The 23,905-nt window shown below is 39.5% G+C and carries 22 protein-coding genes; 2 read left to right on the top strand and 20 right to left on the bottom strand.

Features of this window, described 5'->3' with window-relative positions; genetic code table 11:
- Window positions 1–52: 52 nt before the first annotated feature.
- From ICN34_RS07405 to ICN34_RS07345, 13 genes are all read right to left on the bottom strand, one after another.
- Window positions 53–1,036, bottom strand: a complete 984-nt coding sequence (locus ICN34_RS07405; RefSeq protein ID WP_216121737.1) for a hypothetical protein — start codon at window positions 1,034–1,036, stop codon at window positions 53–55.
- Window positions 1,023–1,610, bottom strand: coding sequence for a serine O-acetyltransferase (locus ICN34_RS07400; protein WP_370623983.1), 588 nt, complete (start codon window positions 1,608–1,610; stop codon window positions 1,023–1,025). The genes ICN34_RS07405 and ICN34_RS07400 overlap by 14 nt, the downstream gene beginning before the upstream one ends.
- A gap of 2 nt (window positions 1,611–1,612) precedes the next feature.
- A complete protein-coding gene (locus ICN34_RS07395) occupies window positions 1,613–2,752 on the bottom strand; it encodes an NAD(P)-dependent oxidoreductase (protein WP_216121734.1) in 1,140 nt (379 codons plus the stop codon).
- 11 nt (window positions 2,753–2,763) lie between these two features.
- Window positions 2,764–3,762 (bottom strand): glycosyltransferase, encoded by a 999-nt coding sequence (locus ICN34_RS07390; protein WP_216121732.1) that lies wholly within the window; start codon window positions 3,760–3,762, stop codon window positions 2,764–2,766.
- A 3-nt stretch (window positions 3,763–3,765) separates the two neighbouring features.
- Complete coding sequence (locus ICN34_RS07385) at window positions 3,766–4,989, bottom strand: O-antigen polymerase (protein WP_216121730.1); 1,224 nt, start codon at window positions 4,987–4,989, stop codon at window positions 3,766–3,768.
- Window position 4,990: 1 nt separating this feature from the next.
- A complete protein-coding gene (locus tag ICN34_RS07380; RefSeq protein WP_216121728.1) occupies window positions 4,991–5,935 on the bottom strand; it encodes a hypothetical protein in 945 nt (314 codons plus the stop codon).
- Window positions 5,936–5,963: 28 nt separating this feature from the next.
- A complete protein-coding gene (locus tag ICN34_RS07375; protein WP_216121726.1) occupies window positions 5,964–7,343 on the bottom strand; it encodes a flippase in 1,380 nt (459 codons plus the stop codon).
- A 68-nt stretch (window positions 7,344–7,411) separates the two neighbouring features.
- Window positions 7,412–8,092: a sugar transferase gene (locus tag ICN34_RS07370; RefSeq protein WP_216121724.1), complete on the bottom strand. Its 681-nt coding sequence runs from the start codon at window positions 8,090–8,092 to the stop codon at window positions 7,412–7,414.
- A gap of 2 nt (window positions 8,093–8,094) precedes the next feature.
- A complete protein-coding gene (locus ICN34_RS07365) occupies window positions 8,095–9,312 on the bottom strand; it encodes a UDP-N-acetylglucosamine 4,6-dehydratase (protein WP_216121722.1) in 1,218 nt (405 codons plus the stop codon).
- A gap of 7 nt (window positions 9,313–9,319) precedes the next feature.
- On the bottom strand, window positions 9,320–10,273 hold the full coding sequence (locus tag ICN34_RS07360; protein ID WP_216121720.1) for a UDP-glucuronic acid decarboxylase family protein: 954 nt from the start codon (window positions 10,271–10,273) through the stop codon (window positions 9,320–9,322).
- 24 nt (window positions 10,274–10,297) lie between these two features.
- Complete coding sequence (locus tag ICN34_RS07355) at window positions 10,298–11,464, bottom strand: nucleotide sugar dehydrogenase (protein ID WP_216121717.1); 1,167 nt, start codon at window positions 11,462–11,464, stop codon at window positions 10,298–10,300.
- 129 nt (window positions 11,465–11,593) lie between these two features.
- Entirely contained in the window at window positions 11,594–12,415 is an 822-nt protein-coding gene (galU, locus tag ICN34_RS07350; protein WP_216121715.1) for a UTP--glucose-1-phosphate uridylyltransferase GalU, read from the bottom strand.
- An 82-nt stretch (window positions 12,416–12,497) separates the two neighbouring features.
- The gene (locus ICN34_RS07345; RefSeq protein ID WP_216121713.1) at window positions 12,498–13,379 is read right to left on the bottom strand and encodes a Wzz/FepE/Etk N-terminal domain-containing protein; all 882 of its coding nucleotides are present in this window, start codon (window positions 13,377–13,379) and stop codon (window positions 12,498–12,500) included.
- Between the two features lie 386 nt (window positions 13,380–13,765).
- On the opposite strand from ICN34_RS07345, the gene ICN34_RS07340 reads away from it, so the two are divergent.
- Entirely contained in the window at window positions 13,766–14,722 is a 957-nt protein-coding gene (locus tag ICN34_RS07340) for an EpsG family protein (protein WP_216121711.1), read from the top strand.
- Window positions 14,723–14,833: 111 nt separating this feature from the next.
- The gene (locus tag ICN34_RS07335; RefSeq protein WP_216121709.1) at window positions 14,834–16,183 is read left to right on the top strand and encodes an undecaprenyl-phosphate glucose phosphotransferase; all 1,350 of its coding nucleotides are present in this window, start codon (window positions 14,834–14,836) and stop codon (window positions 16,181–16,183) included.
- Window positions 16,184–16,200: 17 nt separating this feature from the next.
- Here ICN34_RS07335 and ICN34_RS07330 read toward each other — a convergent pair whose 3' ends face one another.
- From ICN34_RS07330 to ICN34_RS07300, 7 genes are read right to left on the bottom strand one after another with little or no spacing between them, the layout of a single operon-like run.
- Window positions 16,201–17,337 (bottom strand): glycosyltransferase family 9 protein, encoded by a 1,137-nt coding sequence (locus ICN34_RS07330; protein WP_216121707.1) that lies wholly within the window; start codon window positions 17,335–17,337, stop codon window positions 16,201–16,203.
- Between the two features lie 38 nt (window positions 17,338–17,375).
- Window positions 17,376–18,428: a glycosyltransferase family 9 protein gene (locus tag ICN34_RS07325; protein WP_216121706.1), complete on the bottom strand. Its 1,053-nt coding sequence runs from the start codon at window positions 18,426–18,428 to the stop codon at window positions 17,376–17,378.
- A gap of 51 nt (window positions 18,429–18,479) precedes the next feature.
- The gene (locus ICN34_RS07320) at window positions 18,480–19,238 is read right to left on the bottom strand and encodes a glycosyltransferase family 2 protein (protein WP_216121704.1); all 759 of its coding nucleotides are present in this window, start codon (window positions 19,236–19,238) and stop codon (window positions 18,480–18,482) included.
- Window positions 19,238–20,539 carry an oligosaccharide flippase family protein gene (locus ICN34_RS07315; protein WP_216121702.1) on the bottom strand — a complete coding sequence of 434 codons (1,302 nt, stop codon included), beginning with the start codon at window positions 20,537–20,539 and terminating at the stop codon, window positions 19,238–19,240. Before ICN34_RS07315 ends, ICN34_RS07320 begins: the two co-directional genes overlap by 1 nt.
- 27 nt (window positions 20,540–20,566) lie before the next feature.
- Window positions 20,567–21,985 carry an O-antigen ligase family protein gene (locus tag ICN34_RS07310; protein WP_216121700.1) on the bottom strand — a complete coding sequence of 473 codons (1,419 nt, stop codon included), beginning with the start codon at window positions 21,983–21,985 and terminating at the stop codon, window positions 20,567–20,569.
- A 48-nt stretch (window positions 21,986–22,033) separates the two neighbouring features.
- Window positions 22,034–22,957, bottom strand: coding sequence for a DUF6492 family protein (locus tag ICN34_RS07305; protein ID WP_216121698.1), 924 nt, complete (start codon window positions 22,955–22,957; stop codon window positions 22,034–22,036).
- Window positions 22,923–23,897: a GDP-L-fucose synthase gene (locus tag ICN34_RS07300; RefSeq protein WP_216121696.1), complete on the bottom strand. Its 975-nt coding sequence runs from the start codon at window positions 23,895–23,897 to the stop codon at window positions 22,923–22,925. The genes ICN34_RS07305 and ICN34_RS07300 overlap by 35 nt, the downstream gene beginning before the upstream one ends.
- Between the last annotated feature and the right edge of the window lie 8 nt (window positions 23,898–23,905).

The following is a 23,905-nucleotide window of genomic DNA, read 5'->3' as shown; positions in this document are numbered from 1 at the left end:
TGAATGTTTTTGATTAAAGAGATCAACTTGGTAACCCCGGGCTACATATGAATTAGCTATTAAATTTAAGTATTTCCTCCAACCATCCATTCAGGCTATATCGATACATTATTTCTTTTGAATATGGAATAAAGGGTGATTTTATGAAATTCTTACTAATAACTGGCCTCTCCCTATTAATAATGCAAACATTTCCAGTTGCATATATATCTAAATTAGACACATTTTTATTTGTTGTAATTAATTTTTTTTCTGCTCCTAGAGCCTCAAAGGTCCTCATTGTCGCCCCCCTTTGTTCCGGATGCTCGACGTCAATTATGCAGTTTGATTGCCCAAAGACTGATTTGACTGCTAATCTATCTAAAGGGGCGAAGGAAAATTCACTTTTTTGAGCATGCCTCATGTCTCTCTTGGTAGCCCTATAGTACTGATAAACCATCGGTGATTGCAAATACAAATAAAAATATGATCTTATATCAGCTGAAATACCCTGCTTTATTTTATTGATAACAGCATAACGATCCGAATGCATCGTTCCAATAAAACTAAGGTCAAATCTCACATTATCATTTAAAGGCTTAAAATCATGGGAGTAGTATAGTGGGCGCAATTTCATCCCAAACTGCCTTGAGGACTGAGGATCAAAACTCAACGCTGAATCAAAATATTTAAGATTTTTTAGGACTCCCGGTCGATTCTCCATAGAATCCCACATATATAGAATAAATTTTGCAGTTGGAAAATCAATTCGCAATCGCCTTAACATGGACTGAGATAATGTTTGGCCATTAATTACGAATATGTAGTCATAATGACGTGCCCCAAATGATTCGAGCATTTTTTTATATAGGCCACTAGCAAAAGGCTGAACCCAATCCGGTCTAACCCTAGTAAGCGCTTTTGCTATCGTGGAATCGAATGGTCTATCTGGCAACCAATCCACGGATGCTCCGCACCGAACCATCTCATTCACAATATCATTTGCGTAGCCAAAAAATTTGGGCGCTACAAGTAAAATGCGCTTATTTTGTAGCATTAGGATTGGCTCGAGAAATCACCTGGGCGGGAACACCGGCTGCGAGAGCATTTGATGGTATGTCGATCAGCACCACAGCATTAGCGCCTATTCGAGCATTATTTGAAACTGTAATATTTCCCATTATTTTGGCACCAGAGCCAATTGTGACGCCGTCACCTATCGAAGGACGACTAGATTCGTTGTATGAAAAATCCAGCTCTTTAGCTCCCAATGTTACGCCTTGATAAATCGTGGCATTTGATCCAATTTCCCAGGCTCCTATAACTGTGCCTTGAGTATGCGGGAAAAATAGCCCCGGTCCTATAGGGCAACGAACCGCAATTTCAATTCCAAAAAAGAAAAAATTGATTAGTGAAATTATCTTAGCCAACAAACCAAGATGATAAATATAAAATAAATGGGCCAATCTACACATAAAGACCGGCATGAATCTAGGGGAAAATATACCCATCCAAAGTCCAACCGAATAAGCTGATGATTGACTAAAGCTATTATCCTGAAGAAATTTATGCCGCAGGAGATCGGCGCGTATAAACGAGATGAAATTGAAATTTTCTTTTGTTGTCGCCACGTTTAACTCATCAATTTTCTTGCACGTAACTCAGCATTGGCCTTCTCCAAGAGGTCTTCGGGCAACGACTCTGCAAGAACCCATTTACCAAAACGATGTAATCCATCCTCTAGTGATACCTGGGGGCTGTAACCAAGGATATCCCTCAATCGGTCTATATTCGCACAATTATGACGAATATCACCAAGCCGAAAATCGCCAGTGATTCTTATATTTGGCGCAAAACCTAACGCTAGTGATAATTTTTCGGCTATGGTAAATACACTTGTTGCCACACCGCTTCCAACGTTAATTACTTCATTAATAGCATGGGAGCTTACAATGCACCTAAAAATGCTCTCCACCACATCCTGCACGTGGACAAAGTCCCGCGTTTCAAGCCCATCCTCAAATACAGTTAATTCCAATCCTCTTCTGACTCTGGTCGAGAAAATAGACAATATGCCGGTGTAAGGATTATTAAGGGACTGCCCCTCTCCATATACATTTTGAAATCGTAAAATTGCATAGGAAATATCCTGAGATTCACAAGCTGTTCGCACTAGGTTCTCTTGAGATAATTTTGTTGCTGCATAGATGGATGCGGGCCTGACTGGATCATCCTCCTTAGTAGCTACCATCTTCATTGGGGATAGGCATACAGGGCATAATGGTTCCCACAGATGTTTTCTCAAATTACCCTCACTTCTAGAGTGAGGATATACACACTTATTAACGCAAGTATTGGAGCTGCAAATATAAGCACCCTCCCCGTAAACAGAACGACTGGAGGCGAGAATAATATTTTTAACAGATCGACGAGGGGAATTTAGAATGCAATCCAATAACAGCGCAGTACCGTTAGAGTTAATATAATCATAGTGGGCAATTTCATACATTGACTGCCCGGTGCCTGTTTCAGCTGCAAGGTGCACTACCGTTGTGACCCCCTCCAAAGCAGCCTGAACTCGAGGCCTATCTGCAATTGAAGCTCGAATAAATTCTATAGACTCATGATTCAACCACTCCATACCCCTAGGAACTTCGCCATGAATTTGCGGCGACAAATTATCAAGAATACGAATTTTATGGCCATTATCAACCAAATATCTCGACAGGCACGATCCAATAAAGCCAGCACCTCCCGTAATTAATATAGTCATCTTTGAAAACTTTAATATGGGGTTATATGAAAAAAATTAAGAATTTTAGAAATAATTCTCAAAACAAAAGGTGATCGACACACCAAGACCATGCATCTATTTTTAAAGGGCAGCTTTCTCATTGAGGCTAGTTTCAATGATTTATTATAAAAAATATTGTTATTTATGATGTTGAAACAATCAATATATTCAGAATTACTCTTAACCCTGAATGAAGATTGAATTTGTAAATATGTATAGAACTTTAATACATGAGCAGAAAAATACTGTAGCTCAAGTTCATTTGGGCCATCTCTAAAGAAATTTTCATACTCCATTTTTAGTAAGCACCCTGCGTCTAAAAAACTTTGAATAGTCATTGCTCTGCTTGAGCTATTGGGCCTGATAAGTGCATGATATAAAATTTCATTGACGAAAACTATTTTCTTTGATTTTTGAGCAACCGCTCTAGAAAAATATATATCCTCAATTGCACGAATATCAGGAAAAATTAAATTATTACTTTGAAGTAACTCTCTTCTGAAAATCTTATTCCACACAATTGATAAAATTTGATCATCGATTAGTGCTCGATAAAAAATTTCAGGGCCAGAAATAGTATCAAATTTATAATTGGTAAATTTTTTAATTTGCACTCCGTCGGCTCTTACAAAATCAACTCCAAAGCTAAGAAAATCAATATCGTTATGTATTAAGGTTTTGTACGCTACCTCATACAAATTTGACTCAATCCAATCATCACTATCAATAAAGCTAAGATACTCGCCTTTCGCATAGGACATTCCTAAATTTCTAGCAATTCCTTGGCCCTCATTTTTTTTTGTATAAACCTTAAAGCGACTATCTTTTAAGCAAAAATTTTTACAAATTTGGAGCGATAAATCTGTCGATCCATCGTCAATTAAGATAACCTCAAAATCTTCAATTGTTTGATTAGAAATACTGCTGAGGCATTTATATAAATATTTCTCAACATTGTAAACAGGTACCACTATAGAAAACATTGTCATAGCTCAACAAGCCTCAACTTTGTCGATTTGATTTAAAAATACAGGCTTGTTACGACATTTTTTTGCAATAAAAATGCCCACTATTATTTGTGTAAGTGTTCCCATGGTAAAAAAAGCATCATAAAATATTGAAAAAAACATACAGGCAAAAATAGCTGAGTAGCATAATTCATAACCAAAATTCTTGGTTAAAGCAAGCCTGTACCAAAACAATGAAAATATTTGAATAAAAAGACCGCCAACTATGCCACCTGCTAAACCAAAAGCAATAATAGGTCCAGCATAGAACGAGGCAACCGTTAAGTTGGGATCCTTTACAATAGAGCTGACAACAGAGTTTGTATTAATTGCCTCACCAAAAACGATCTCCTTTAGGGCTCCTGGCACTAAATTCATGAGTATTGGGTAAAACTCATATGTAGGCACATTACTAGATATTGAATATAATACATTATTATAATTTGCAGTAATATACATATATATCCAAGTAAATCCAGAGGGCAATGAACTCATCATATACTTATAATCTTCAATTACATAACTAGAAAACGGGTTGGGTACGCCATCAACCGTTCTATTGTCCCCAACTAATCCAAAAATATATATCAATATTAATATTGCTAATAAAATCTTAGTCAAACTTTTAAATAATTTAACATTACTATTTAAAACTGCCACACAGATAAGCTGTAGGAATAATTGCAGCATAACATTTCTGGAGAATATTAATATTGGAAATATCAATATTAATATCATTCTTACATATAATTTTATATTATATTTTATTTTACTATTAATTATCAGAAATAGATATATACAACCTAGAATATAGCACAGTGTGATATTAAGGCCCCATAACGATGGAATTTGTACATCTGCATAATCAACTTGAATTCCTTTAATTAACCATAATAAACCAAACCCACCCGCCAAATAACTATAAATTATTATTAAAGCAATCCAAATAGAAAATAAATTATTTGCTAATCTTTGCAGTTTAAATAAATCAATTCTGTCTTCTTTTGGATACTTTTTCAGGAAATGCTTTTCATAGAATAGAAATCCTGTGGCTGTGAAAATAGTAATGTAAACCAAAAGAGCACCTTCACCTGAAAAATTCTCCAAGTTAACTGTTAACCCCAAGCTAATTAATAATGCAGTAATAGACCAAATTATTATATATATGGCCATGGGATCTATTAAGATATTTAATTTTATATTTTTCACTCTAAAGCTTATATTTTCTGAGATACCGAAGTCTATCAATTAATAATTTGGTTACTCTATAAAGATTGATTTTTAATAATACTATTCTTAAAAATTCTATTCTATAGGATGTTTTATATTTATCCCAATACTTATAATCTTCTTGTTTATTTGAAATTATATTATTATTGTATTCTATATTTTGAATATTAATATTCCCATATTGATGAAATATATTTTTATGATTTCCATATGAATGCACTCCATCAGGTCCTATATTTGATATCAAATTCGCATATGGTCTAATACATAAATAATTATTTTTTATAATTAGATACTGCAGTTGGTAGTCCCATGTGTTATTGAGGCCAGCATCAACCAAATCTAAGCAAAAATCTATATGCCGTCTGAAGTGGTTTGGATACTCGCAATTAATATCTATTTTCTCTATCTTTTTTCTATTTTCAATATCTACCTCATAACCTTCCCACCTTGACCTCCAAGAGGCCCAGCCCCATATACTTTGGTATCTAGAAAAATAATAGCAATTACTGCCTACATTCTGGCCAAATAAATTTATTCCTGTAATCGTTCCAACGCTGAAATTATCTCTATATTTTTCCAGCATCAAATCACAAAATATAAAAAAGTCTTTTTGTGGTAGGCAATCATCCTCCAATATGATTCCCTCCTCTTCATTTTCAAAAAACCAATTTATACCTTTCGACACCCCATATTTGCATCCCAAGTTCTCATCTCTGAAGAGAGTCTTAACTTTACACTCCCAATCAATATCGCCAACGATCTTCCTTGCTTCTATACACTTACCTATTTCACCCGGAATGTTTTCACGTGGTCCGTCAGCCACTATATATAATCGTGGTGGTTTAGCACGTCGAATCGCTTCAAATACTTTTAAAGTTGTATCTGGTCGATTGAATATTAAGAAAAGTACGGGTGATTTCATAAGATTTGGCTAATAGGTCAATCTAAGTTTATTTAATTTTTTTATATACGCCAATTTGCATGGTAAATAATTTTTTTTCTAGAAAAGCATTAATCGCAAGAGTGGAAATAAATTGAGCGATTAAAAGACTAGTTGCCGCCCCCATAAGTCCAAAAATGGGTATCAAAATCATATTTAAGGCTATACATACTGCTCCACCGGATAATGTCTGAATTAAGAATAAATTAGATTTTTTTTCATTTATTAACCATGCTCCTTGACCCACGCCTAGAAATACAGGTATCGTAGTGAAAATTAATAACTTTAGCACCTTTGATGAATCTGAAAATTTATCTCCATAAAAAAATTCCACCAATATATTCGACTGCCATGCAACTATTATCGATATAAATATTGATGAAATTAATAATAATCTGAATAACTTAGTTAATCTTTCTAAATATAAATCATGATTAATTGATTTTGACAGTGTGAGAGTCGGCATTAAACTTGTACAGGCTATGCTTGGCAGCACATACCACATGCTAGACAATATGATGGCTGCCGAATATATTCCTAGCTCTTTTTCCCCCATAATGCTTCTAACCATGACTTGGTCTATACGCATGTACATAGCCACTGAAATTCCTGAAATAATATAGGGCCAGGATTCTCTAACTAGATTCAAACCTACATTTTTAATATCCAATGTCCAGGAAGATCCGCAAGGCATTCTTCTGTAGGCATATATTAGGGCTATTGCTGTAATTAAAAACTCTAATAGCATTGCTATCGCGAAACTCAATAATGGTAATTCGCCCACTATAAATGCTACCCTCAGACCATTTGTTACTATAAATGCAAACAATTTTACGAGAACAGTTCGACGACTTTGAGTTTGACTTTGAAACCAAAGGTCAATAGTGTTTGCAGCTTGAAATATTAAACAACCACCAGCGAGCGCTGTAAGCAAGACATTCTCGGAATTCCACCCATAAAGCATAGACATCCCACCTACTGCAATTACCCAACACAGCAATCCGACAATCAATCTAAGGATAAATGCGCTACCCAGAATTCTTCCAATTTCAATTTTATTTCTTGAGTTGCGCAATTCTTGTTTTTTTATAACTTCTTTGTCTTTCTGACAGCTTTCATCTTTATTTTGGTTTTTTGTAGGGGTTAAATTTACGATATCCCTAATAACGATTCCATCCATCCCTAGGTTTGCAATCACCTGAAAAAACATTAGGTATGCCAAAACATATGTCAGCTTACCAAACTGCTCAGGACCTAAATATCTTGCAATCCAAGTGCCAACAACTAGTGCTGATACCCCGCGTAATACAGCGTCAAATATTAACCAACCGCCATTTTTTAATACTTTAATTAAATGCGGTCTATCCTTTATTTTTGACAGCCCAATCATCCAAAATTTTCTTTAATATTTAATGTTGTGCTTGATTCAATCGAATTTAAATTTTTTATGATTAACATTTACTCGGTCGGGTAATTTAGAATTTTTTCAAGCCCCTCAGGTGGCCTAGGAAGATCCCTAAAAAATTTCCAAGCAATTGAAGAGCTAGGCACACATACTACCCAAGCGGTAATTCCAATGGCCCCAAAATAATTTTTTAAGTTTTTATGCTTTACATACCACTCTTCCAGCAATCCTTTGTAAGGGGCTATGGTCGTTGTATAAAAATCTATAGCTTCATTTTTCCCAGATAAAATATCTTCTTCGTCACGAAATATGATTGATCCAACGCCTGATAGTCCAGGTCGCACAGTTTTGATGATTCTCTGAGTATTGAGAGGGTATGATCCAAAAGTTTGTGCAGTCAAAGGTCTAGGACCTATAACACTCATGTCGCCAAATAAAATATTAAGCAATTGAGGCAATTCATTTAATTTTGATTTTCTCAACCACTTTCCAGCAGGAAGAATTCTCGAATCCTCCTTTACCGTAATAGTTCCGGTTGTCATATTCGGACTATTTTTCAACATTGTTGCGAACTTGTACAGCCCGAAAACCTCCCCATCCTTTCCTAACCGTTTTTGAATAAAAAAGATTTCGCCTTCACCCGTTAACCTCAAAAGAATCGCAATTGGGATTAACAGTGGACACAATATAAATAGAGCAGTTCCAGAAAAAATAATGTCAAATATTCTTTGCATAATTACATTTTTTGATCGAGATATTTACCGGTTTCTTTGTGTGAAAAATCGGGGATCATTGTATTAAATAGTTCCACTAATTCTCGCTTCTCCCACGTTGGTTGAGATCTAATAAAACGAATCTTTTCAAGGAAATTTTCGAGCTTAAATTCATCGTAAATTGGAGTATTTTTTATAACACCAATATTTTGAAATCTATTCATATCAAGGCATTCATTTGAGGTAAAAAATTCTTCAAAATCTTTTTCTCCGGTAGTGTCGCTCTTAAAGAAGAAGCATGGCCATTTTTTATCCGCCATCAACTCTTGCACCCTTCTCCTCGCCTCCCCTTCGGTTGCACACTCTACCCCCTCGTAACCAAGTTTAGCTAGATAACGTAATGCAATGTCTGAAAAGGTTGTTAAGTTTAGATTTTCGCTTAGTTTCGGAAAGAAAATATCTCTATTTTCTCCAAACATGCAGGATACAAGACAAAGCTCCCCTGATTCTTGTGGAGTTACGAAATAGCGACGAACATCATTGGGCGCTGATAAAGGTTGAAGCTTTGCAATTCGCTGGTTAAAGCCATGCGGCAAAGACCCATCAGAAAAAGCAACATTTGCGAAACGGGCTGTTGAAATATTTATATTAATACTTGAGCGCATTAAAAACATCTCCATAATTCGCTTACTTGCCCCCATCATATTGACTGGATTAGCCGCCTTATCTGTTGAAACACAAAAATACTTTTTCGCCCCCATAACTTTTGCCATATTCAGCGTCAATATCGTATTAAGAATATTGACTTCAATTAGTCTCATTAGTGTGAAAGGGTCTTTTTCACTTCTAACATGTTTAAGTGCAGATAAATTCAAAACGTAATCATATCCATCGCCCGAATTTATAAAAGCCTGGAATTCATTTGAACCACAATCTAATGCAAAGGTTTGAAAATCTCCTTCGATATAACCCAAGCTACTTCGAATATCTCTAACGAGCTCCACCATATTATTTTCGCTAATATCAACAACATGCAAAACCTTTGGATTTCGCTTAAAAATTTCACGGGTTACGGCTTGGCCTATTGAACCCGCACCGCCAATAACTAAAAATCGTCCAGATTCAACAGCATCAGTTAAGTCCGACTTTAACCGCTCTATATCAGAAGAAAATAATTCATGCGATCGATTAATTAATTTAAGCATTTCATTGCTACTTGAATTTGATTTGAAATTTCTCATTAATTTATTACTTGATAACTTTCTTAAAATAAGCAATCGTCTCTTTAAGGCCATCCTCTAAATTGACCTTAGGCTCCCAGCCAAGCTTGGTTTTAGCAAGCTCAATATTTGGTTGGCGCTGCTTAGGATCATCGGATGGCAATGGCTGGTAGATGATCCTAGATTTACTGCCCGAGAGTTTCATAACAGTCTCAGCTAGTTGCAACATGGTGAACTCACCAGGGTTACCAATATTGACCGGGCCTGTAAAACCTTCTTCGGAGTCCATCATTTTGACCATCACATCAATGAGATCATCCACATAGCAAAAACTACGGGTTTGCTGACCGTCACCATAAATGGTAATGTCTTTGCCTTGAATCGCTTGCATAATGAAGTTGCTCACTACGCGCCCATCATTAGGGTGCATACGGGGGCCGTAGGTATTAAAAATGCGAACCACTTTTATATTTAGCCCATGTTGACGGTTATAGTCAAAAAAGAGGGTTTCGGCGCAGCGTTTGCCTTCGTCATAGCAAGATCGAATGCCAATCGGATTCACTCTTCCCCAATACTCCTCTGGCTGGGGGTGCACTTCTGGATCACCATAGACTTCACTGGTAGAGGCTTGCAAGATGCTCGCTCTGGTTCTCTTGGCTAGGCCCAGCATATTTATAGCGCCATGCACGCTAGTTTTAGTGGTTTGAACTGGATCATATTGATAGTGCACCGGTGAAGCTGGGCAGGCTAAGTTATAGATTTGATTGGTTTCTACATATAGCGGAAAAGTCACATCGTGACGCATCACTTCTAAATTGGAGTTACTCAAGAGATGGGCTAAGTTTTGTTTGGTGCCCGTAAAGAAGTTATCAACCACCAAAACCTCATTACCCTCCCTCAGGAGTTTCTCAGTGAGGTGAGAACCTAGAAAGCCAGCACCACCGGTGATGAGAATTTTTCTTTTTTGATTATAATTTTGCATGATTTTGTTGTTATTTATTAATACTCAATCCCCGCCAAATAAGTCGCGTGTATAGATCTTCGCTCCTACATCGCTTAACTCGTCGACAAAACGATTGGCTACAATCACATCAGAACGCTTTTTGAAAGCACCTAAATCATCAAGTACTTCTGAGTTAAAAAACTCTTTTTGACCGAGGATAGGCTCATAAACAATCACTACAATCCCCTTTGCCTTAAGGCGCTTCATAATCCCCTGAATGCTTGAGGCGCGCCAATTATCAGAACCCGCCTTCATAATTAGACGATAAATTCCGACTACTGTTGGCTTGCGCCTCATAATATCTTGTGCAATAAAATCTTTTCGAGTTGAATTAGAGTTAACAATTGCCTGCATCAAATTTTGCGGCACCTCTTGATAGTTTGCCAGCAGCTGTTTAGTATCTTTTGGCAAACAATAACCGCCGTAACCAAAAGAAGGGTTATTGTAGTGAGGGCCGACCCGTGGATCCAGGCCAACACCATCAATAATCTGGCGGGTATCTAACCCATGAACCGCAGCATAAGTATCCAACTCATTAAAGTAAGCCACACGCATAGCCAAATAAGTATTGGCGAAAAGCTTAACAGCTTCAGCCTCAGTAGGATTTGTAAAAAGTGTTGGAATCTCCTTTTTTATGGCGCCCTCTTTAAGCAAGTTGGCAAAGGCATTGGCTCTCTCAGTTTGTTCGCCCACCACAATCCTCGAAGGGTGAAGGTTATCGTATAGAGCTCTACCTTCTCGCAAAAATTCAGGAGAAAAAATGATATTTTCAGATCCAATCTTCTTACGCAATTGCTCCACAAACCCCACTGGGATGGTCGACTTAATCACCATCACAGCTTTAGGATTAAGTGCCATCACATCCCGAGTTACCGCCTCAACAGATCCGGTATTAAAGTAGTTTGTAACTTCATCATAATCAGTAGGTGTGGCAATAATGACAAAATCTGCCCCCTCATATGCCTCAGCCTTATTAAGAGTTGCCCTCAAATTAAGGGGTTTCTTTTGAAGATACTCCTCCATCTCCACATCGGCAATCGGAGAGATTCGACGATTAATTAGGTCAACTCGCTCAGGAATAATATCCAAACAAACTACCTCATGATTCTGAGATAGCAATATTGCATTAGATAATCCGACATACCCGGTTCCAGCAACTGCAATCTTCATAAAAAACCTTTACTAGATAATTCAAAATAACTAATTGCACATCATCTTATGTAGTGCCGCAAATTATTACGGCACTACATAAGACAAGAAGCTCTAATCGGCGCTAGTACTTTTATATAAAAGCAGGTCCTACTTTAATCCATAATGCATATTAGCCTCTAAAAATCCACGTTTACTTCCGCAGTCAAATCGCCTTCCATGAAATGGATGGCCAACAAATCCGCCCGATGAAACACACCTCGCAATTGCATCGGTTAATTGAATTTCTCCGCCAGTTCCGGGTTCCTGATTTTTAAGCGCCTCCATAACGTCGGGGGTTAATATGTAGCGACCCACTACCGACCAGTTGGACGGAGCATCTTCAGCCTTTGGCTTCTCAATGATCCCCGCTACTTCCAAAGGATATTGATCTTGATTTTTTGGCTTAATCACGCCGTATTTATGCACTTCAGATAATGGCACTTCTTCAATTGCTAACACAGCCTTTTCTGTTCGCCGATAGATATCCAGCATTTGAGTCATCACTCCCTTTGGAGTACCATCAATCAAATCATCAGGAAGTAAGACCGCGAAAGGTTCGTCGCCAATAAAATCTGCTGCACACAATACAGCATGTCCTAAACCAAGCGGGTGTGATTGGCGAACAAAAAAACACTTCACATGGGATGGAATAACATTTCGCACAATCTCTAAAGCCTCAGTCTTGCCTTTAGCCTCAAGCTCAGCCTCTAACTCAGGGCTACGATCAAAATAATCATCAATTGCTCGTTTGCTTCGACCGGTCACAAAAATTAATGTGTCAATGCCTGCCTCAACTGCCTCATCAACGGCATACTGAATTAATGGACGGTCAACAACTGTCAGCATTTCTTTTGGTATCGATTTTGTTGCAGGGAGAAACCGAGTGCCTAAACCCGCTACAGGAAAGATTGCTTTTTTAAGCGGCTTCATACTTCCTAAATTTTAAATTTACAAGATTTACTCAAGCCCGCCAAAAACCGATCTCGCGCCTGCATCTCTACAGAATCAAAGATCACAAAGGACCGCCTACTTCGCTTTTGAATTTAGCAATCATTTGCCTCAATAAGGCGATTAAGCAACCTAAAAATAGTCCGCATAGCAATCCAGTAGCTAGGCTTAGTACTTTTTTAGGGTAAACCGGCATATTTCCGACGTTAATCGGAAGATTTAAATTGGTAGCCTGCACATCAGTTGCCTCTAGTATTTTCAGAGTTTTGTCGCGCTCCTCTTCCAAGTTGCGAATCTCTTGCAATATAGCAAAGTAGGAGGGGCTCGCTGGACCACGTGTTGGATCGATCTTACTCAACAAGACTTTATCTTCCGCCATGCGCTCATCTACCTTGGTTAGCCTGGCTTTAGAAGCTTCTAGATTTGGACTATTTAAAAGGGTTTGAGAATTTGTTATGAATTTGATTACGCTCATCGCGCAGGCGTTTGCCAGCTCCGGGCTTGGGCGCATTACCTTGAGCTCCACTACATTTGCCACACCCTTTGGAATACTCAACTTGATGGCTTTAGTGAACTGAGCCTGCATATTGGGTGCATCTTGCAGGCCGCAAGCAACCATCACAGAGTCATCCACACCTGCGGGTAAGTTCATGCGGGCAATCAGCGCAGCTGGCTCTTCAATATTTGCCCCCGCTGGAGAAACGCGCATCATGTAGATATTAGCCAGAGCTTCGTATTGGTTGGTGGCAATGAGCAGATACGCTACTGATGTAAACAAACCCAAAACACCCGTAATAGCGATTGTTTTCCAAGCGCCTTTTAGAAAAATAAGGATATCAATCAGGGAGATTTCGTCTGCGCCCTCTGAAAATGAGGCGTTTTCATGCCTCTGATTGGGGGTTGATTGCGTATTGAGGGAGCCATTCGGATTATTCTGATTAATCATTAGCGCTTAATTAAATGTTTAATGTTCGTTTTTAGGCATCATTATATAAATTATCCCTATTTAGCTCCAATTATCGCACGGGAGGTCTGCTACAAAATGCTCTTTAGGGTGCTTTAGAGACCTATACTATCTGCCAACAGAGCCATTCAATGCATTAGCCAGATCGTTTTATTCTCTGGACTGGATAATGACCAAAGCCAAAAATAAGCCATTTTTCTATTTTTATGAACCCCGCACAACCGCTTAGTCACCTTGAAGGACTTGCCACCTTTTTTCAGAGCCCCTTTTCAGCGGGTTTTTTGGGCTACTTTATCGCGCTTATTGCGCTTAGTTGCCTATTTTATAGGCATCAAAACCCACTACATGAAAGGCGGATGTATTGGTTAATGGGCGGAATATTGCTATTTTTTACTACCTTACGCCCCATGGGGCTTGGCATTGATGATCCAGGCTACATTGAGATTTCCAAAGGAATTTGCACTTTTACAGAGTGCTTTAAGGTCATTCAGGCGCCACGGGATTACGCTTGGTATGCGCTGATTGGCTTACTTAAGTCTTTTGCATTTGTGAATGGCGACCGAGCCGTACTTTTGCTTGCTGCACTGGGGCTAGCTACCCAACTCTATGTCATTGATCGCTTATGCCGTCAAAAGTTACTGGCGCTCACCCTCTTTACACCGCTTGTTTACTTATTATTTGACTTCACTATTTTTAGGGCGGGGCTTGCCCTCTCCATATACTTTTGGGCAATCTGTTTATTGGTACGGCAAAGACTAGTTTTAGGGAATGCTTTGTTATTGGGAAATTTTCTGGCTCATTCCCAAGCAATCTTTTCAATTGGGCTATGGCCATTTCATTGGATAAGCAAGTTTAAGAAAATCGCCCTGGCAATCATTGTTATTGCATTGCTAGGAATTTATCTTCAAATTACGCCAAGCATCCAATTTTTATCTCTCTTTGTAAAAGGAGCGGCTCAAACCTATGTTGAGCAGGCCCAAAATGGAGGCTTTGCAGGGATGAAGCTATTTCCTGCACTCTACCTGCTCCTGCTTGCCTACTTGGGAATCATCATGGCATTTGGCAAAACCTTTCTCATTCAGAGTGAGCTAAGCAAGGACGTTTCTCAATATGTGCTGGCAAGCATTTTATTGGCGCTAGTACTAGCCTGGTTTTTTGCTCCAATTCAGGTAATGCAAAGTCGCTTATTAGAGTTTTATTTTGCGCCAATTGTTTTAATTGCTGGAAATCTAGAGCGCAATCGCTGGACATTTCTTGGCACCATAGCGCTGGCTATACTTATTTATGCTCGCATGGAGCTGATTCACAACTTTATACTGGGTTAAGGGCAAGCGCTTCCATTAAGATCGATTCATAATGACATCCTTAAATCTTTTAATTGAATCAAGCATCTTCACCACATGCCTTTGATTGTGACGACCTCAGACTGATGAAATATGCAATCTTCTAAAAATTCATCCTTTCTGGCAAACCATATTCAACGCTTTCTGAATATTGGCATTATTTTTCTTGCGGGCTATATCAGCTTGCATTTTCGTTTTGGTCAGCCTACAGGTCCCAACGATTTTTATGACAAGTGTATTTATGGCGCTTGTTTAATTTTCTTATTTTTATCAAGCGTAAGTCAGGGCCAAACCAGACGCAATCACCATAACAATCAAACGATTAATGCCATAAAACGAATTAGTAAGTTATGGGTTATTAGTTTTATTGCGATTGTTCTAGTCTTAATTTTTACTCAGAGCGGCAATCTAGTATCTCGTATCTGGTTACTGCTATGGGCTTTCTCAACCTGGATTCTATTAATTGCATTAGAGTTATTTTTCGAATTTGGATTAACACCTCTACTGAGACGCAATATACAGCCTAAAAGAGTGGCTCTTATCGGCAGCGGAATCGTTGCAAATGATTTAGTTAAGCAGCTAAAAAATAATGCTAAATCAGAATATGTTCTGGCTTTAGAGCTCGCAAATCCAAAAACAGGCGATATTGAATCTTTAGGCAATCAAATTTTGGATGAAATCTGGATAGCACTTCCAATCCATGAAGCCAACCAATTGCCCACAATTATTCAACAGTTGCGATTTAGCGCTGCAAACATTAAATATGTTCCCGACTTATTTACCTTTAGATTAATTAATCATGGCAGCTCAGCAGTGCTGGGCGTACAGATGCTTAATCTAAATAGCTCACCTTTTACTGGTGAGAATTTAATCCTCAAAAGCATTGAGGATTTCATGCTTTCACTAGCGATCCTGATTTGCATCAGTCCATTACTGTTATTTGTAGCAATTGCAGTCAAGCTGACCTCTCCGGGCCCTATCTTCTATCGTCAAGAGCGAGTTGGCTTAAATGGCAAACCCTTCATGATGCTTAAATTTAGATCTATGCCTGTAGACATCGAAAAAGATGGAGCCCACTGGGGTGGATCAGATAATAAGGTAGCTCATCCACTTGCAAAATGGATGCGTCGCTTGAACCTCGATGAATTACCTCAATTCATTAATGTTCTTAAAGGGGAAATGTCAATCGTAGGTCCTCGTCCAGAACGGACAGAATTCATTGGACAATTTCGAGATCAAATTCCAAACTATATGAAGAAACACTTAGTCAAAGCCGGCATTACGGGCTGGGCGCAAGTGCATGGTTTACGAGGCGATACAGATCTTTATAAGCGCGTTGAATATGATTTATTTTATATTGAAAATTGGTCACTTTGGCTCGACATTAAAATCATCCTAATGACTGCGATTCAGACGCTGCAATCAAGAAATACAAGCACTTAAGTTAAGAATAGCTTTTTTTATAAAGAAGATTGCAGAGTATTACTTTTAAAAATAGTCTTGTTCCCATTAACAAGATGGGTCAGAACTGCTTCATCCAAAATCTTGTCCATGATGTAAGGGCTATTTTGAGGATACTCAAAACCCAAACTCAAGAAGGCGCCGCCCTCTTCTTTGCTGACGTCCAGATTAATAACATTTCCCCCTCTAATGCCCCAGCGCTTTGAGTTGGTAGGTCCATTGAGGGCTATGGTTGGAACATCCAAAGCAGCTGAAAGATGCGCAATTCCTGTATTGACGCTAATGCAAGCTTTGGCATGAACCAAGATATTGGCAAGCTCTTTTAATGAAGCATTACCAGCCAATACCATCACATAAGCTGGATTATTTATTTTGATAGCGAATTCTTGAGCTCGATCTTGATCCGCACTGGAACCTGAAATGCACACTTTGAATCCTTGTTTTATAAGCTCATGAGCCAAGCTAAACCAATACTGCTCGGGCCACTCACGCATGGCGCAATTTGTCCCGCTAGCCCAAGGATGAAAAATAATGTAGGGCTCTTCTGGATTAACTAAAACAAGCTTATTTGTATTTTTTAAGTCTTTTCGTAGCGCTGGTGATTGCGATGAAGAGCAACCCAATGGAGTGATTAATTTTTGAAAATTTTCAAGCTCATGAATTTGATCAGAATGCTGCACAATTTCATCATAGGCATAGTGCCTACATTGACTGGGCGTAGAAAATCCAATACTCCATTTGGCATTCGCAAGCCATGCATACAAAGCGCCCATACGAAACCATTGAGAGGTATCAATGATAACGTCGACTGGATACTGCCTTAGTAAGCGCCATGATTCTAAGGGGTTCGTGATGGGTAATATGACCAATTGATCAAAGCTATCTATTAAAGGATAGATAGCTGCATTCGACTTCGAGCAAAAAATAATAATTTTTGATGAGGGAAATTTACGCTTAAGGGCTGTCAATAGGCTCGATGAAAGTATGGAATCACCAATTGCAGCAAAAGCAAAAATACCAATGGAATTTATTTCTATTGGCTGCATCCGTTTTTTACACAATAGTCCAATCAACCAAAGAAGGGGACTCCCAATGACGCGATCCAATTGCTTAAGGATATTTTGATTACGCTCCACAGGAACACCTTGCAGCAAAAGAAATGAGGATCAAGCAGTCAATGTCTTGCATCAATTTTACTTTGCATATAGGGCTTAATGAAACCTAGCACTTGATCGATAGAAATTGATTGCATGCAGATAGGATTACTACATGGAGCATAGTTTTTTCCATCATAACAAGGGGCGCAGGTGACACTCTTATCCGCAGCCAATATTTTTATATTTACCCTATTAAGAGGAACCACTGCAGAAGCAGGTGTTGGGCCAAATAATGAAACGATAGGCGTATTAGTTAGGGTTGCCAGATGTAAGGGTCCCGTATCATGGGAAACAATCACCGCTGCAAATTCCAAAAGATATGTCAATTCTGATAAGGTTGTTTTTCCGATACAGTTTGTTAGCCGCAAGCCTTCAAAATGGGGTGAAACCCAAGCATCATCTTTTCCCCCTACCAAAACAACTCGATACCCTTCAATTAGCAAACGATTTGCTAATTGAACATAACGATCAAGGGGCCAACGTCGCAACACATCCTCACGAAGTAAGTTCTTGCTACCGCCAGGAACTAACACAACTACGCCACTAAAAGCATCCTCCAAATCTTTCGTATCGTTAGGTTGCGCCATGCGCAAGGCTTTCCCTAACTTCAGCAAGGAACTGGAAACATCAAGGTTGGAAGTTTGATTATTTAATAAAAAATGAAAATATTCCGACACACGATTTTCACTTAATGAGGGTGAAAATATCTTCAGTTTTTTTGATATCAAAATAGGATTTTTCAAGAGCGCAGGAATAGAAAATAGTCGATATCGACTATCACTATGGCCGATAAAAACTTCATCATACCGACCTGACTTAACCAATATTAAATACAGAGCCCTGCACAATGCTAGCAGCCGCTCAAAAAAATGACCACGATAAATTTGAGCATCCGAGATAACAATAAATTGATCAATGGCATCAAAATTTCGAAAAAGTGGTGCGATCCCTGATCCGATAATCCAATCAATTTTCACCTGCGGATTAATCGTTTTAAATTCGAGAAGCGCTGCACCCGCTTGAATAGCGTCACCGATAGCACCCAATTTAATGAATAAAATATTTTTCATAGGCCTTATGCGCTATATGTAATTGCCAACGATCTAAATATAAATCCCATATTAAATGCGATGATTAGCAAGTATCCATTTTAGACAATATCGTACATAGAGCCATATATTCCAAGTAAGCCATTTGTATACAAATCTTAGTCCGGATAGAGAGGCAGCCCTCTCAATTTCAAGGCTTTTACCATGCTCCCTAGTTCCACCAACTTTATGCACAAAGGAGTTGGATTGAATGATTGCCAAGGGAATAGATAAGCTCTTTAGCTGCATTGAATAATCCAAATCCTCAAAATAGAGAAAGAACTTTTCATCAAAACCACCAGTCTTTTCAAACAACTCCTTGCTAACACAAAAAGCAGCACCATTAAAGTAGGGGACCGTGTATCTTGATGGATTGTCTGAAACAACCCCAGTAAATTGATTGTAAAAACGGATGCCCCGCTTGATGCCGTGCTCTTGAGTTTCAATAACGCCAAATGAGTTGCTTAATCCAGAACCAATGTCTAGGAGCTCTTCTACGGCAAAATGCAAATCCGGATTGAGAACAATGGCATATTGACAGGACTTAAATAAGGCTCGGCATCCCTGATTTACTCCGGAACCAAAACCCTTATTTTCCTGACTAATATATTCAATATTATTCCTGACGAAATCCTTCTCTCCAAATGAGTGGGCTCCATGATCCACCAACACTACCGGAATTGATAAAGCATCTAACTTTTCAAAAATAGCTGGATAGTTTTGTAGGACATCATTGGCTCCCTTCCCATGGAGCACCACAACAACCCCAAATTTTTTCAAGACTGGATTCATTATTTGGCAGTTATTTGGAAGGAGCGCAGCTTTTCAATCAGGGAATGACTCTGCTGAAAGCAAGTGATTAAGGCAATAGTACTTTTTCTGTAAAACAGTAAATCTGCCAGAATGGTTGAACCTAAAAGCCCTAGTAGATTGGCGATCACGGCACCGTAAAGCCCATATGCCGGGATTAGCAGGTAGGCAGCGCTAAAACTTAACAACAAGCCAATTGATGCCGATAACAAAGGGAAAAAATAGCGATGCTCCAAGATCACATAGACCCCTCGGATAGCATTGAACATTCCAAATAGCGGGCGAATCATTAAAAGTGGCAGCAGTGCTTGCGCAGCGAGATACTGCTCACCAAAGGCCAAAGGAAATGCCCAAATGATGATTAGCATGACGGGAATAAGGGCAAGGTAAATCAACAGTCCCGAGAGGTAAGATCCCTGAAATGATTGCTTTAACTTTTCTTCAGGGGCGCCATGCAAACTTGAGGCTAATTGGGGCATTAATATCAAAGAAAAGATAATAGGCACTACATCCAGAATCTCAAAGATCTTGAGGGCTGCAGAGTATTGCCCTACATCACTCCAGCTCATCATCTTTTCAATTAAGTAATACTCGATACGTACCTGAAGCGCAATCATCACTCCTGCAAGCATTATTTTCCAAGAGCGACTGAGGAGTAGTTTTGCATAGGGTAGATTAAATTCTGCGCCGATGCCGAACTGGGCTCGATTAATCCGAGAAAATATAAAGCCATTGCTTGCGTACTCTCCCGTCATTGCTGCCGCAATCATATAAATTGGCCAGCCGAGGAAAACTGAAAGTATTTTGATCGTCGATGAGCAAAGAGCTGAAAAGCTTCGAGTGAGCGCTATTAGGAGAAACTTTCCCTCAACCCGAAAACGATATTCAAAGGCATCCGCAGATTGCAAAGGCAGATAGAGACCTAAGATCAACGCAATCCACAAGGTAACGCCTACTCCTAACTCAAGATACACAAACAACACCAACAAGACGTAAGCCAGTAAGCCCCCAATACTACGCATACGAAGTATTGTTTTAAGCATATCCTCACGCGAAAGATGGCTATGTGGCATAGCGGCCATATCTCGTGGCCCCATTTCATCTAGACCTAAAGTAGCTAGACCTCCGAATAAGCTTGCCGCCAAAAGAACGTAGCTGAGTTGACCAAATTCTGCTGGCCCGTAATGCCGAGCAATGGCAATACCAGCCAATAAGCCAATACCCGCTCTGAATATTCGATCAATTAAGAGCGCAGAAGATGCAGATAAGAGCGTCCTACTCATGAAAAAAAGCGATTCATATGAATATAGTTATTTTCCATGCGATGGCTTAGTCTTACTTTGATTATGACAACTACTCATTTGCGAAAACCTCAAACTTAAAGTGCTTACCAAAACAATCAAAAAGATCAATGCGTTCACAAATACTTCAGAGGATATTTCTGTTGTAATTAGCAACAACATCATCGATCCGAGGCCCCACCGTCCGATATCCGCCCAAGGTTGGGGGGTATTTCTACTATATACCCAGGCCAAAATAGCAGCCATCAGCAACAGCAGAACACCCGGGATGCCGTAGCCTAAAGCAAAATCAAGCCATGCACTGTGACTCTGATGCAGGCACTCTGCCTCTGGCCACTGCAGCTTTCCCAAGTAGGCAAATGAGAGATCCATGACACCATAGCCAAGCGGGTTATCTCGTACAAGTCTCAATGCCACAACAGCCCAAGCTATGCGTTCATAGTTTGACTGAGTAACGGTCTTGCCAAGTTCATTGACGGGATAGCCGTGAGGTGCAGCACCGCAATATTTCCAGTGATCAAATTGATCTACTTGAACCGCCACCTTAGCATCAGGAATAAAGGTATTCCAACGCGCATCATCTTTAAAGCACAAGTACCCAACATAAGAAATTGCCATAAATAACAAGGCAGTCAATGTGAGCTTACGAAACAAGAATTGACGTGATTTACCAAGCCACAATCCAAACGAGCCCAATACCACCAAGATCAATGTGTACGCAAATCCGTTGCGAGTGTCTTCGACTTGAAAATTAAATAAAGTAATTGGCAATACGGATAAATAAATCAAATACGCCAATACATTTTTGCTGCCTGATCGAATGAGGTTTTGCAAACGCCCCACAGCTAAAGCAACCGCAGGGAGACAAAAGAACACGTAGCCCACCTTATGGATGCCAAAAGGATGATTAATATCGTTTGATCTCATCAAGAATGGTGAGAGCTCTAATCCCCAGCGACCTGCATTGAGGGTGATCCAATATTTAAATAAGTAAATCAGGGTTGGGGATAAAAAACCAATAAATAGAATTCGCCAATAGATTTTGGTCTTCGCGGCATCCGTGGAGTTGCTTAATAAGCCAAGGCCAAGACCCAGCGCAAATGGAAGGCTGATAGCAATCTTTTTCCAAATTTTGGTGTACTCGGCGTACTGCATTGCAAAGTCAACGCCAATAAACCATAGATGGATACTGACCCATATTAACAAAAATAAGATGAGTGCAATTGGTATAGCGCGCCGCTGGAAAAAAATTTTCCAGTTAAAAAATATCACTGGCAAACTCAATAGAGAGCCAATTATTAAACAAGAGTGGCGAATAAAGACGGTATGAGGCAATAACCACACGCCATATAAGATCGAAAATAGCGCGCACAACACCAGCACTAGAGTGTGCGGCACTGGCCTGAGTTGGGTAACGGCTATTTTCATTAGGAAATTTTCGATGCTAGGAGATGCCTTCTTCTCAGACGTCCTGAGCTAGACAGCGCTTGCCTTGCCTCGATAGGAATATTGATACCTTCTCGCAATTCTTTTCAGTCTTTTTCGCAGACCCACAAGCTCATCCCAACCCTCGAAACTAATGAAATCATAGGACTTAGCCAAACCATTCCATACAGATTGCGAGAGTTTTGGCGGGTTTCCAACCAGACTTAAGCCATTGCGATACCAAGGACGCTCGCTAATGATTATTTCATCGTGATGATGATTCCATATCCAAGTGCCCAAGGTTTCAAATTCAGCAAAGCCTGCGGGTTCCGCCTTGTCTAAAAATGATAAGACTGCATCAATCCAAGGAAGTTGAGCGCTTTGCGCTAATGCATTTGTTAATTCACGCGCCCAACTGACTTTCAGAATTAAGCTCTGAGCAATAAAAGAAAAGTTTTGTGTGCGCTTTAGACCTAAGGCACGTTCGATAAAGTCAAAATAAGACTTACGATACTCATCGCCCTTGTAATAAATAAACTGCCCCCTCGAATTAATAAACTCGAGCTGCTTTAAAGGCACGGTATCCGCATCCCAAATGAGGACGACATCCCGATCGTCATGAGTCAGCACAGCAGAAATCTTTACAAACTGCTGCAAATACCAACCCACCCGATCTTGATTCTCTGGCGTTAAGGTCTGTGCTATTTTTTCTTTTAGATTGCCAACAAAGAGCGATTCTGGCTTAACTTGGTATGGCACCTTAGTAACGGCGGAAAACATCTGCACTTGAGCATCCGGAACAATTACTGTGTATTGCTTGGCTGAAATATATTGAACTATATGTTTAGCGGCTACCGTCCAAACATCAATATCCTTGATTGAGCAGACGGAAATTACTTCGTCAATTGCTGGCACTGCAGAAGGCATCACTGAAGACACCTCAGGCATCTCTATGTCCCAGCAAAAATTCTGCATAAGCCTGTTTTAGGCCTTCAGTTAACTGAACTTTTGGAGCCCAGCCCAAACCATTTAATCTGGATGAATCCATCCACTTACGTGGAGTGCCATCAGGCTTAGTGACATCAAAACCAATCTTTCCTTGATAGCCAACCGCCCGGCTTACCGCATTCGCCAACTCAGCAATAGAGATATCGCTACCAAAACCCACATTAATATGACTTTGCATTGGATCGGTATGCTGATCATAAGTAGACTTATCTAAGTTCATGACAAATACTGAAGCGGCAGCCATGTCGTCAACGTACAAGAACTCGCGCTTAGGCGTACCAGTTCCCCAAATCAACACTTCAGGCGTATTGCCTACTTTAGCCTCATGAAACCTTCTAATCAGCGCAGGGATCACATGACTATTTTCAGGATGGTAGTTATCACCAGGGCCATAAAGGTTGGTAGGCATCACTGAGCGGTAGTCCACTCCATGTGACTGGCCATACTGGCGGTTATAACTTTCACACATCTTGATACCAGCAATTTTGGCAATGGCATAAGGCTCATTAGTGGGCTCTAACTTACCCATTAACAAAGCGTCTTCATTCATAGGCTGAGGTGCCAATTTCGGATAAATACAGCTTGAACCCAAGAACAACAACCTCTTGACGCCATTTGAAAATGCTTGATGGATCACGTTGTTCTGCACCATCAGGTTGTCATAAATAAACTCCGCCGGAAAAGTATTGTTGGCATAAATGCCTCCTACTTTTGCAGCAGCTAAATAGACCTGATCAGGCTTCTCAGCGGCAAAGAACTCGGCAACCGCAGCTTGATTAGTGAGATCTAATTGGGCATGAGTTCTTGTGACGATATTAGTATGGCCTTTAGCCTGCAAATTGCGGACAATGGCTGAACCCACCATTCCGCGATGGCCCGCAACATAAATTTTTTGGCTTAAGTCCATAAAAATTG

Source organism: Polynucleobacter sp. Tro8-14-1 (assembly GCF_018881655.1).
GTDB lineage: Bacteria > Pseudomonadota > Gammaproteobacteria > Burkholderiales > Burkholderiaceae > Polynucleobacter.
Note: the sequence above shows the minus strand (reverse complement) of the source record. Positions and strands in the feature narration are given on the sequence as shown.

Coding starts and splice junctions, on each gene's coding strand:
- ICN34_RS07390 (WP_216121732.1), bottom strand. CDS start 3,762: ATGACAATGTTTTCTATAGTGGTACCTGTTTACAATGTTGAGAAATAT.
- ICN34_RS07320 (WP_216121704.1), bottom strand. CDS start 19,238: ATGAATCCAGTCTTGAAAAAATTTGGGGTTGTTGTGGTGCTCCATGGG.
- ICN34_RS07305 (WP_216121698.1), bottom strand. CDS start 22,957: ATGCAGAATTTTTGCTGGGACATAGAGATGCCTGAGGTGTCTTCAGTG.
- ICN34_RS07335 (WP_216121709.1), top strand. CDS start 14,834: ATGCAATCTTCTAAAAATTCATCCTTTCTGGCAAACCATATTCAACGC.
- ICN34_RS07300 (WP_216121696.1), bottom strand. CDS start 23,897: ATGGACTTAAGCCAAAAAATTTATGTTGCGGGCCATCGCGGAATGGTG.
- ICN34_RS07405 (WP_216121737.1), bottom strand. CDS start 1,036: ATGCTACAAAATAAGCGCATTTTACTTGTAGCGCCCAAATTTTTTGGC.
- ICN34_RS07355 (WP_216121717.1), bottom strand. CDS start 11,464: ATGAAGATTGCAGTTGCTGGAACCGGGTATGTCGGATTATCTAATGCA.
- galU (WP_216121715.1), bottom strand. CDS start 12,415: ATGAAGCCGCTTAAAAAAGCAATCTTTCCTGTAGCGGGTTTAGGCACT.
- ICN34_RS07360 (WP_216121720.1), bottom strand. CDS start 10,273: ATGCAAAATTATAATCAAAAAAGAAAAATTCTCATCACCGGTGGTGCT.
- ICN34_RS07315 (WP_216121702.1), bottom strand. CDS start 20,539: ATGAGTAGGACGCTCTTATCTGCATCTTCTGCGCTCTTAATTGATCGA.
- ICN34_RS07365 (WP_216121722.1), bottom strand. CDS start 9,312: ATGAGAAATTTCAAATCAAATTCAAGTAGCAATGAAATGCTTAAATTA.
- ICN34_RS07375 (WP_216121726.1), bottom strand. CDS start 7,343: ATGATTGGGCTGTCAAAAATAAAGGATAGACCGCATTTAATTAAAGTA.
- ICN34_RS07345 (WP_216121713.1), bottom strand. CDS start 13,379: ATGATTAATCAGAATAATCCGAATGGCTCCCTCAATACGCAATCAACC.
- ICN34_RS07325 (WP_216121706.1), bottom strand. CDS start 18,428: ATGAAAAATATTTTATTCATTAAATTGGGTGCTATCGGTGACGCTATT.
- ICN34_RS07340 (WP_216121711.1), top strand. CDS start 13,766: ATGGGCGGAATATTGCTATTTTTTACTACCTTACGCCCCATGGGGCTT.
- ICN34_RS07310 (WP_216121700.1), bottom strand. CDS start 21,985: ATGAAAATAGCCGTTACCCAACTCAGGCCAGTGCCGCACACTCTAGTG.
- ICN34_RS07395 (WP_216121734.1), bottom strand. CDS start 2,752: ATGACTATATTAATTACGGGAGGTGCTGGCTTTATTGGATCGTGCCTG.
- ICN34_RS07370 (WP_216121724.1), bottom strand. CDS start 8,092: ATGCAAAGAATATTTGACATTATTTTTTCTGGAACTGCTCTATTTATA.
- ICN34_RS07380 (WP_216121728.1), bottom strand. CDS start 5,935: ATGAAATCACCCGTACTTTTCTTAATATTCAATCGACCAGATACAACT.